Consider the following 11,366-nt stretch of genomic DNA (forward strand, 5'->3'; position numbering starts at 1 on the left):
CCTGCTGCTGGAACGCAAAAAAGCCGCCTGTCCTAAAGGACAGCGGCTTTCGTATGATCCCCTTTGGTTACGCTCCAACACTTGCTCCCTGACTCGCCTTAATGGCCTGTTCCAGGTCATACAGGATATCCTGAATATTCTCCGTACCGATCGAGAGACGGATAAGTTCAGGGTTAACGCCTGCTGCGGTCTGCTCATCTTCTGTCAGCTGCTGATGGGTTGTGCTTGCGGGGTGAATGATCAATGACTTGGAATCACCCACGTTCGCAAGGTGTGAGAACAGCTTCACACTTTCGATGAGCTTACGTCCTGCATCTACACCGCCTTTTATACCAAATGTCAGGATGGCACCCTGCCCTCTTGGCAGATACTTCTGTGCCAGTTCATATGAGGCATGACTTGGCAGACCCGCGTAGCTCACCCACAGCACGTCCTCGTGCTTCTCCAGATATTCTGCAACAGCCAGTGCATTGCTGCTATGGCGCTCCACACGCAGATGCAATGTTTCCAGTCCTTGCAGAAGCAGCCATGAATTAAATGGCGAGATGGTTGCGCCCAAGTCGCGCAGCAGCTGCACCCGTGCTTTGATGATATAGGCAATCGGTCCAACCGCTTCGGTATATACCACACCGTGATAACTGGAGTCCGGCTCCGTCAGACCCGGAAATTTGCCGCTCGCTTTCCAGTCGAATTTTCCGCTATCGACAATCACGCCACCAATGGAAGTACCATGACCGCCAATAAACTTCGTCGCCGAGTGAACCACAATATCCGCTCCATGTTCAATCGGACGAAGCAAGTATGGGCTGGGGAACGTGTTATCCACGATCAAAGGAATACCATGCTCATGGGCAATCGCCGCAACCGCTTCAATGTCCAGCACGTTTCCTTGAGGATTACCGATCGTTTCCGCATATAATGCTTTCGTTTTCTCTGTAATGGCCGCCCTGAAATTCTCGGGATCACTGGAATCAACGAACTTCACATCAAGACCCAGCTTCGGCAATGTAGTTGAGAACAAATTATACGTACCACCATACAAGCTCGCCGAGGATACAATTTCATCCCCTGCACCTGCGATATTCAAGAGAGAAAACGTAATGGCAGCCTGCCCGGAAGCTGTAGCCAGTGCCCCGGCTCCTCCCTCCAATGCCGCAATCCGCTGCTCGAACACATCGGTTGTCGGGTTCATTAGACGGGTATAGATGTTGCCAAACTCTTTCAAACCAAACAGATTGGCAGCATGTTCCGTGTCCTTGAAACCATAAGATGTGGTCTGGTACAAAGGCACAGCACGTGCATGAGTCGTTGGATCAATCTCCTGGCCTGCATGAATTGCCAATGTTTCAAATGAAAGCTCACGTTCGTTTGACATAAATCTGAATCCTCCCTTGGGTTATACGTTTCAAAGATCTTGATGTCCTCACATGATGGCGTATGTTTTCCATATTCTCTCACAAGATGTCGTGTTTGAAAAGAGTTATTTCCGATTTATCCGATAAGGAATATTTTATATGTATGGTCGACAAGGTTATACCAAAAAACCTTTGCGAGGGCAAAGGTTTCCTGGTTATTTTAATATCGCAGAATGAGCTTATCTTCAGCTCATCTCTACACTCTCACACCATTCCATACTTCACGCAAATGCTTGGCTGCAGGAACTGCCTCTTCGGCGGTTACACCCTCCAGTGAGATATCGATATGTGGCTTATACGTTTTTAACAGTTCGAAAAACAGCGGATAATCTAATATGCCTGCACCGGGTACTGGATTAATCTTCTCACCCTGTGCATTGAAGGCCACATCCTTCGCATGAATGACAATGATTCGCTGGTATAGCGTCTCCATTACATCACGCAGGAAAGCACCCTGGTCTGTAACATGCGCCTGTTTGATCAGATTGCATGGATCAAACAACATGCCCAGATTGGAGGACGGGATCTCTTCAAACAAACGAGTCATATGTTCACGTGTATGAAGTGTGTGGGTAGACACAGGCTCAATGGCCGCATGTACGCCCCACTTTTCCGCTTCCTCCGTGATTTCCTCCAGCGTTTCCCGCAGCACGCTCCATGCTTTTTCTTCATACCCATCTGGATGGGTGGCTTGGTAGGTGTCCAATCCTCCCGTTTCTGTTGCAACCATGCTGCAGCCAAAATCCCGGGCATACCGCAGATGTTCCTTGAAACGCTCGATGTCTGCCCGTCTGCGTTCAGCATTCGGATCGATCGGATTAATATAGCAGCCCAGAACAGCGATCTTGACTCCGCGGCTTGCAAACTGCTCCCCAATTTCATTCGCCAGTCCCGGACTGAGTTTGCCGTTAGACGAGTCAACATCCGATAGGGCTTTTGCAAGTGCCAGCTGAACCGAGTTGAATCCATGCTCTGCGATCGTCTGTGCCAGCTGGGCTGTAGGCTGCTGGCCAAACGTATGTGCCAGAATACCAAGTTTCATGTCACTGCCTCCTTCAATCATTGATAGCAGAGCAGATTAACGAGCCATCCAGCCGCCATCTACATTTAGTACATGACCATTCAAATAATCTGAAGCAGACGATGCAAGAAACACGACCGGCCCTTTCAGATCTTCTGGAGTTCCCCACCGTCCTGCCGGAATACGTGCTGTGATATCCCGATACCGGTTTTCATCCGCGCGAATTTGAGTGGTATTATCCGTCTCCATGTAACCTGGTGCAATACCGTTAATTTGTATACCTTTGCCTGCCCACTCATTGGCGAGAGCTTTGGTCAAGCCCGCAACCCCATGCTTACTTGCTGTATAACCCGGGACGTTAATACCGCCCTGATAGGATAACATGGATGCGATATTGACGATTTTGCCACTACCCCGTTCAATCATATGTCTGCCCGCCAGTTGGCTCAAGAAAAATACCGTGTTCAGGTTAAGCCCGATGACATCGTGCCAGTCCTGCTGTCCGTGGTCAGCCGCAGGTGTACGTCGAATGATCCCCGCATTGTTAACGAGAATATCTATTTTACCTTGGAAAGCTAATGCCTTCTCAAATACTGCCGGCAATTCATCTTCACGACTTAAATCGGCTTCAATGATATATGCTTTGCGCCCGAGCGCTTCGATTGCACCTGCTGTCTCGGATGGTTTTGAATAGGAAACGAGTACCACATCTGCTCCGGCTTCCGCCAGACCAATCGCCATTCCCTGTCCCAAACCACCGGATGTACCGGTTACAAGTGCAACTTGTCCGCTTAGATCAAATGGATTCATGAAAGATTCCTCCGCATGTTATGAGATGCAAACCTATAAGTGATGCCAACCAACTTTTGCATATGCTTAGCGATTCAGAAAATAAATGCTTCTGTGCGTTTAGCTTTGATAATCGACTTTGACACCGATTTGGTTATACAGTGCAGCGGTCTCTTCACCCAGAAGACTGTCACTGATAATACAGTCCAGCTCCGAACAATGCGCGAAGGTCCGCAGCGCAAATTGCCCGAATTTATAGTGGTCCACCACGCCGAAGACCTGCTGGGAGGCGGAGATCATCGCTTTTTTCAGAGGAACCAGATCACCTGTATAGATGGAGAGTCCGAACTCCGGATGTAGTGCAGTGGTAGAGATAAATGCTTTGTGGATATTAAGACTGGAGATAAAAGCCGCCGTGTCGTCTCCCACCAGCATATTACGGACTCTCGCCCCACCAGGCACGACCAGCCGGACCTGCTCCTTCTTGGTTAGCTCAGCAATAATGAAGAGATCATTGGTTACGACAGTGAGCGGCTGATTGTCCAACCGCTTCGCCATCTCGAGTGTGGTGCTCCCTCCGTCCAGCGCAATAATTTCATTGGGACGTATATAAGCGAGCGCACGCTCGGCGATTTCCGTCTTCTCCGAATGATGCTTCTCTGTGGCTCCTCGGCTCGTGAGGATACCATACTGGTCATTCTGAGCCAGCATGGCCCCTCCGTGGACACGTACAAGCAGTCCCATCGCTTCCAGCTTGTCGAGATCCTCCCGAACCGTCTTGCCTGTCACCTGCAGGAGTTCGCTCAGATCATTAACGGTAACTTCCTGGCGCTCCAGCAGAGCCTCCATAATTTTCTCATGTCTTTTTAATGGATTCATACAATCAACTTCCTGTTTCTTTGGAATTTACGCGTTTATTTCAGGTCTTTCATCGCTACGCCGTCCATATCCTCGAACGTTTGGTTCTCACCAGCCATGGCCCAACAGAAGGTATAACTGCTTGTGCCCACGCCGCTGTGAATGGACCAGCTTGGAGAGATGATCGCCTGACGGTCACGTACAACCAGATGCCGGGTCTCGTTCGGCTCGCCCATCATGTGGAACACTACTCCGTCTTCGGGAAGATTCCAATACAAATATACTTCGGAGCGGCGGTTATGGGTATGTGCAGGCATCGTATTCCACATGTTACCCTTGTCGAGCTCCGTGATGCCCATCACCAGCTGACAGCTCTGAATTCCGCCCTCTCCCTGATGGATGTAGCGATAAATGGTCCGTTCATTCGAACTTTCAATACTGCCCAGATGATTCGGCTGAGCTTGTTCCTGGGTTGCCTTTTGCGTAGGATAAGCGTGATGTGCCGGTGTGGATACAAAGTAGAACTGAGCCGGCTGCTCATTGCCATTACTTTTAAATACGACTTCTTTTACACCTTTTCCGATATAAAGGCATTCTTTGGCACCAATCTCATAACCCTGCCCATCTGCAGTGACCGTTCCATGTCCTCCAACATTAATGATACCGATTTCACGACGCTCCAGGAAAAAGTCCGTTCCAATGTCCTTCAGGTTCACTTCAAGCGCAATGTCCTTGCTCTGAGGTACCGCAGTTCCTACAATATAACGGTCCACATGAGAATATACAGTAACCAGCTCGTCTGTTGCGAACAATTGCTCCATTAGAAATTCCTCACGCAGGCGAGACGTATCATAATTTTTCACTTCATTGGGGTGTGCAGCATAACGATTTTCCATCATTAATCCATTCCCTTCGTCAATTGAGTGATGTTTGAGATGATTTGATTACAAGGTTCATATAAGTTCATTTTAGTTCATTATGTATCATTTGTGTACCTTTTTTTGAAAATAAACAATTTTAATTAAGCTATATTATGACTTTCCACTTTTGTGAAAACAAAAAAAGAGGATCTCCACCGTCTGCAGTACAGACCGGGAGATCCTCTTTATTCAAATCTTAATGTGCAACGGCATTGTTCAGCATGATCCAGATTGAACCAAGAACGATGGTCAACATGATCAGCAGGCCGAAAATCAAAGCCATGACATTCCAGCGTGGTTTTCCTGTTTCACGAATATGCATGAAGAAGAAGAGTTGAACCACAAACTGAAGTGCGGCCGTTACGAGAATAACAACCATTGTTCCTGTTCTGCCCATCATATCGTTCAGTACAACCACCAATGGGATGATTGTGAGGACGATGGACAGAATGAAGCCGATGACATAGGACTTCATGGAGCCATGCTGCTCGTGAGCATGGGAATCATGTGAGTTATGCTCTGCCATCTACATCACCCCCATCAGATAAACGATCGACAGGAGGAAGATCCAGACGACGTCCAAGAAGTGCCAGTACAAGCTGATTACGTTGATTTTACCGCGAGTAACATCGGTAATACCACGTTTTTTCAATTGGAACATCAATCCGATCATCCAGATCAAACCTAACGATACGTGAAGTCCGTGAGTTCCCACGAGGGTGAAGAATGCGCCGGAAGCAGCACTCGTCGTGTAGCTGAATCCTTCGTGAATCATCTCAACAAACTCGGTTACTTCAAGTGCGATAAAGGCTGCACCGAGAACGGCTGTAACTGCCAGCCAGCTAATCAGCTGCTTCACTTTACCTTGGTTCATCGCAAGAACGGCAAGTCCGCTCGTAAATGAACTTGTGAGCAAGATGAATGTCTCGGCGATAACGCCAGGCATTTTGATCAGCTCAGACAATATTGGTCCGCCCGCCGTATTGTCACGCAACACAATAAAGGTTGCGAACAATACGGAGAACAGGATAACGTCGGATATCAGGAAGAACCAGAAACCGAGCAATTTCAATTCTTGTGGATCATGGTGACCATGGTCGTGACCGTGATCGTGACCATGCTTAGCGGCTGCTTGAGCCATTATACCGACCCCCTTAACGACGCTTCGGTACGCTTAATTTCGTCGACCGGAATGTAATAATCCGTATCGTATGAGAATGAACGAGCGATCATGCAGATCCCTACGCCAGCGAGTCCGAGAATCGCCATCCACAGCCATCCGAATACAAAGCCGAAGCCGGCGATGAACCAGAAGACAGACATGATAAACGGAATTGCGGAGTTCTTAGGCATATGAATCGGTTCGAGCGGCTGCTCTGGTGGGTAGATGCCTTTGGCACGACGTTCTTTCTCTTCCCACCACTCATCAATATCATCACCGCGCGGTGTAATGGCAAAGTTGTACTCAGGAGCTGGTGAAGGAATCGACCACTCGAGTGTACGACCATCCCATGGATCGCCGGATGCTTTGAGTGTTTTGTATTTGCGAATACCGTCTGCGATTTGTGCAACCTGGAACAAGAAACCTACACCCATCAGGAATGCCCCGATTGTGGATACGAAGTTCAGTTCCCACCAGCCGGTATCCCAGCCGTAGGTGCTCAGACGACGTGTCATACCCATCAAACCTACAGCGTACTGCGGCATGAAGCAGACATAGAAACCAATATTCCAAGTCCAGAAAGCCCATTTGCCCAGTTTCTCTTCGAGTTGGAAACCGAACATTTTTGGCCACCAGTAGTACAGACCTGCGAAGTATCCGAATACTACACCACCGATCAATACTTGGTGGAAGTGGGCAATCAGGAAGTAACTGTTGTGGAACTGGAAGTCAGCTGGTGCTACGGAAAGCAGAACCCCCGTCATACCACCGACGATAAAGCATGGAATAAATGCGATTGTCCATAACATCGGGGTGGCCATGCGGATCCGTCCGCGATACATCGTGAACAGCCAGTTGAAGATTTTAACCCCTGTCGGAATGGCAATCAACATCGTTGTAACAGCGAAGAATGCATTAACGTCTGCTCCCGAGCCCATCGTGAAGAAGTGATGCGCCCATGTGAAGAAGGACAGGAAGCTAATGATCAACATCGCAAATACCATTGATTTGTAACCAAACAGTTTTTTCTTCGAGAACGTACTTACAATCTCGGAGAACACACCGAATGCCGGCAAGACGACAATGTATACCTCAGGGTGACCCCACATCCAGATCAAGTTGATATACATCATTGGGTTACCGCCCAAATCAAGCGTGAAGAAATGCGCCCCGCCGAATCGGTCCAGGAAGAGCAATGCAAGTGTCACAGTCAGGATTGGGAATGCAAACAAGATGATGATACAAGTAGAGAATACCGACCATGTGAACATCGGCATTTTCATCCATTTCATGCCTGGCGCACGCATTTTAATGATGGTAACCAGGAAGTTGATACCGGTAGCCAGGGAACCGATACCCGAGATCTGTATACCCCATATATAGAAGTTCTGTCCTACCCCCGGACTGTGCGACAGCTCCGATAGAGGCGGATAACTCAGCCATCCTGCATCAGGTGATCCACCGATAACGAAGGATAGGTTGAACAGCATTGCTCCCAGGAAGAATAACCAGAAGCTTAAAGCATTCAGGAACGGAAATGCGACGTCCCTTGCCCCTATTTGTAGAGGCACAATTACGTTAAACAAACCGAACATAAATGGCATCGCCATGAACAAGATCATGATGGTACCATGAGTCGTAAAGACTTGGTTATAATGTTCTGGATGTAAGAAATCCATGTTAGGCATAGCTAGCTGAAGACGCATCATCAGCGCATCGACACCACCACGGAACAACATGATGATGGAAGCAATGATATACATAATACCGATCTTTTTATGATCGACGGTTGTTAACCAGTTACGCCAGAGCCAGCCCCATTTTTTGAAATAAGTCAGCACCGCTACGATGGTAATCATCGTAATACCGATGGCCACGTCCGCACCATAAATCAGCGGGTCACCGGTAACGAAAAACTCCGATGCAAACTCCTTAAGTCTCTCTAACATTGGGGGCCTCCTTTCGAATCTTTAGTTAGAACTCTTGTCCACTTTCGTGGACGTATTTTCTTGGGCGCCTGAAGCTTCTTCCGAAGTTCCATGGTTATGAGCGCCTGTACCTTCAATGACATACTTGGTCACGATGTCTTGGAACAATCCTTCAGGGAAGGAAGAATAATAAGCAACATTGCTAGTTCCCGGTTCCGCCAGTGTGTTATACGTCTCTTGCGTCAGCGGTTGGGATTGTTGTTTTACTTCAGCCACCCATTGCTCGAATTCTTCATCCGATGTTGCGTTGACATCGAAACGCATTTGGGCGAAATGTTCGCCAGTAAAGTTGGCGCCAGAACCGAAGTAGGTTCCTTCGTGATCTGCTTGCAAATACAAGGTCATCGCCATACCCGACATCGTATAAATTTGTCCACCAAGCTGCGGAATCCAGAACGAGTTCATCGGTGAATCCGCGGTAAGCTCAAATTTCACGGGCCGGTCTGCCGGAATATTCAACGTATTGACCGTTGCAATGCCTTGCTCAGGATACATAAACAACCATTTCCAGTCCAGTGAAGATACTTGAATGGTAATGGGTTCTTTCTCGGAAGCCAGTGGCTTCGAAGGCTCCAAATCATAGGTGTAGCGAACAGTTACGATCGCAAGCAATCCAATGATAACAATTGGAACCGTCCACCAGATAGCCTCAGCTTTGGTACTATGAGCCCAGTTCGGCTCATAAGCAGCTTTATTGTCCGGCTTGTCGCGGTAACGCCAAACGATTACAGCAGACAAAATCAACACAGGCACGATAACGATCGCACAAAGAATTGTCGAAATGACAATCAAATCTCTCTGCGAAGCGCCTATAGGTCCCTTCGGATCCAGAACAACGTACTGCCCGCCTGCCAGCATTGGCCAGACAATCAATGCAATTGTAACCAACGTCAGGACAACCGGAATGATAATCCGGGTAAGCGACCTAGGTTTCTTGTTCATCTTGATCCCCTCTCCTTAAATTCGCTCATACTGAAAAATCAGTATACTACTCTCTTCCTTCTAAAGATATCAGAAATGAGCAACTTTTTTGGTCTTGTTAACAAATTTGTCGATTTTACACCTTAAATGTGTGAATTTTTTCTCACAAATCACTTGCACACTTGATATTTTTCCATTGTAATCATTACACTTCGAGTCACAAAATAAAACCCTTTGCAGTCCCGTTGAACAGTCTCAACGAATCCGCAAAGGGCTTTATTGACTGGATTCCGGGTACTTATCCAGTCTTATTATGAACGAAGGATCGCCAGATTATAATTAATCCGCTCCTTCATCTTCCCGGCGTGTATGAACAAGACCAATTGATTTGGCGATTACATAAATAAACACACTACCTACCAGAAAACCGATGCCGACCATCAAGCCAAGATTACGGTCATTAAATTCATTCAGGTTAATCAAACACATGACCACTCCAGTAATAAGGGCGATCCAGGCCAAAACTGTCATCGTCAACACTGCGCGCCGCATATTCTTATCTTTACGCTCCAATTGGCTTACCATTGCTGTCTTCGATGCCATAGTAAACACTTCCTTTTCCCTTTTTGTAAGTGCTTTCCTTTTACCAATATACCACATCAGTATGATTTTTAGTCAACAAATGTTCAAATTTATTTCGAAATTTGGACACTTTATTTTGTTTTAGGCTGTTGACAAACACTTAATTTATCCTCTTGTTATGTATAACCCAAAAACGGGCTCTTCATAACAGCAATAGGATTTAACCTTTTGAACGCTTTATGAACATGTCTCCTTTCGTTGAAAATCCTCACAAAAAAACGGCGGTTCGGATAAACCGAACCCACCGTCTTGTTTCGAAAGAATATTGTGCAGGATATCTCCCACTAATTACGTGTCTCCAGCCAGTTGTTTTTAATGACATTCTGGTACCAGTAAAAGCTTTCCTTCGGCGTTCTTACCAGTGAACGATAGTCCACATGAACAAGACCGAAACGCATCCGGTACCCTTCTGCCCATTCAAAGTTGTCCATCAGTGACCATGCCATGTATCCCTTCAGGTTAATGCCATCGTTAATGATCCGGTGAATTTGGGCTAAATGCTGTTCGTAATAGGAAATTCGGCGATCATCATTAATTTTCCCATTCTCCAGATCATCATTGATACAAGCACCATTCTCGGTGATATAGACATCAACGTTGCCATACTTTTGCAAATAATGCATGAACTCATACAGCCCACGGGATTCAATCGGCCAGCCAATGTCCGTCTTTGTCAAGCCCATATCTACTTCTTCAGACTGCAGTACCCCTGCCTCCGGATTGAAGCGATTAATGCCCATCGTGTAATAGTTGATCCCCAGCAGGTCAATCGGTTGCGAGATGATCTCCATATCACCTTCCTGGATTGGCACTGTGGCACCTGCTTGGGCAAACCAATCCACCATGAATTGCGGATAGGAACCTTTGTAGATCGGGTCCAGGAACCAGTCTGTGTTGAGTGCGATAGAGCGGTCGCATGCCGCCTGATCTTCCGGTGACTTGCTGTATGGCTCAGCCCAGCATACGTTAGGTGCAATACCGATCTGTCCCGTTGTGCCAAGGCGCCGGAAGGACTGTACCGCTTTACCATGAGCTACAAGCAGTCCATGAGCCACATTAAGAGAGGTCTGAAGGTCTTTGTTCCCCGGTGCATGGATTCCCAGCAGGTTGGACAGGAACGCAATACACCATGGTTCGTTAAACGTCAGCCAGAACTTGATTTTACCCGTGAATTCCTTGAAGATGACCTCTGCATATTTAACAAAGGCATCCACGGTTCTCCGGTTTCCCCAACCTCCGTCATCCTCCAACACTTGAGGCAGATCCCAGTGATAGAGCGTGCAGAAAGGTTCAATACCTGCCTCAAGCAGCTTGTCCACGAATCGGTGGTAGAAGTCCAGACCTTCACGATTGATCTCGCCATCCCCGTCCGGGATAATGCGTGGCCAGGCAATGGAGAATCGGTATGTGTTGATACCCAGCTTCTTCATCAGCTCAATATCTTCCTCATAACGGTGGTAGCTATCGCAAGCTACATCTCCATTATCCCCGTTAAAAACTTTGCCTGGTGTCCGGGCAAATGTATCCCAAATGGATACACCGCGTCCACCTTCCTGTGCTGCTCCTTCTATTTGATAGGAAGCTGTTGCTGTACCCCAGCGAAAATCCTGCGGAAATTGAAAAATGGTCATTGGTTTCTCCCCCGTCTCC

Annotated in this window: 11 protein-coding genes; all 11 read right to left on the reverse strand. The window is 47.5% G+C overall.

Features of this window, described 5'->3' with window-relative positions:
- Positions 1-67: 67 nt before the first annotated feature.
- The 11 genes from AC3RCI_RS25235 to AC3RCI_RS25285 all read right to left on the reverse strand — a co-directional run bounded on the left by AC3RCI_RS25235 (position 68) and on the right by AC3RCI_RS25285 (position 11,347).
- The gene (locus AC3RCI_RS25235; RefSeq protein WP_492526849.1) at positions 68-1,375 is read right to left on the reverse strand and encodes a homocysteine synthase; all 1,308 of its coding nucleotides are present in this window, start codon (positions 1,373-1,375) and stop codon (positions 68-70) included.
- Between the two features lie 236 nt (positions 1,376-1,611).
- Complete coding sequence (locus AC3RCI_RS25240) at positions 1,612-2,457, reverse strand: sugar phosphate isomerase/epimerase family protein (RefSeq protein ID WP_336783949.1); 846 nt, start codon at positions 2,455-2,457, stop codon at positions 1,612-1,614.
- Between the two features lie 36 nt (positions 2,458-2,493).
- On the reverse strand, positions 2,494-3,246 hold the full coding sequence (gene kduD, locus AC3RCI_RS25245; protein ID WP_492526850.1) for a 2-dehydro-3-deoxy-D-gluconate 5-dehydrogenase KduD: 753 nt from the start codon (positions 3,244-3,246) through the stop codon (positions 2,494-2,496).
- Positions 3,247-3,345: 99 nt separating this feature from the next.
- Positions 3,346-4,104 carry a DeoR/GlpR family DNA-binding transcription regulator gene (locus AC3RCI_RS25250; protein WP_492526852.1) on the reverse strand — a complete coding sequence of 253 codons (759 nt, stop codon included), beginning with the start codon at positions 4,102-4,104 and terminating at the stop codon, positions 3,346-3,348.
- A gap of 35 nt (positions 4,105-4,139) precedes the next feature.
- Positions 4,140-4,979 (reverse strand): 5-dehydro-4-deoxy-D-glucuronate isomerase, encoded by an 840-nt coding sequence (gene kduI, locus AC3RCI_RS25255; protein ID WP_095361811.1) that lies wholly within the window; start codon positions 4,977-4,979, stop codon positions 4,140-4,142.
- A gap of 220 nt (positions 4,980-5,199) precedes the next feature.
- Positions 5,200-5,529, reverse strand: a complete 330-nt coding sequence (gene cyoD, locus AC3RCI_RS25260) for a cytochrome o ubiquinol oxidase subunit IV (protein WP_095292387.1) — start codon at positions 5,527-5,529, stop codon at positions 5,200-5,202.
- Positions 5,530-6,144, reverse strand: coding sequence for a cytochrome o ubiquinol oxidase subunit III (gene cyoC, locus AC3RCI_RS25265; protein ID WP_095292385.1), 615 nt, complete (start codon positions 6,142-6,144; stop codon positions 5,530-5,532).
- Entirely contained in the window at positions 6,144-8,114 is a 1,971-nt protein-coding gene (locus AC3RCI_RS25270) for a cbb3-type cytochrome c oxidase subunit I (protein ID WP_095292384.1), read from the reverse strand. Before AC3RCI_RS25270 ends, cyoC begins: the two co-directional genes overlap by 1 nt.
- A gap of 21 nt (positions 8,115-8,135) precedes the next feature.
- Positions 8,136-9,095, reverse strand: coding sequence for a ubiquinol oxidase subunit II (cyoA, locus tag AC3RCI_RS25275; RefSeq protein ID WP_492526854.1), 960 nt, complete (start codon positions 9,093-9,095; stop codon positions 8,136-8,138).
- 318 nt (positions 9,096-9,413) lie between these two features.
- On the reverse strand, positions 9,414-9,677 hold the full coding sequence (locus AC3RCI_RS25280; RefSeq protein ID WP_095292381.1) for a hypothetical protein: 264 nt from the start codon (positions 9,675-9,677) through the stop codon (positions 9,414-9,416).
- A 323-nt stretch (positions 9,678-10,000) separates the two neighbouring features.
- A complete protein-coding gene (locus AC3RCI_RS25285; protein ID WP_127539814.1) occupies positions 10,001-11,347 on the reverse strand; it encodes a GH1 family beta-glucosidase in 1,347 nt (448 codons plus the stop codon).
- Between the last annotated feature and the right edge of the window lie 19 nt (positions 11,348-11,366).

Source organism: Paenibacillus sp. MT124 (assembly GCF_058792755.1).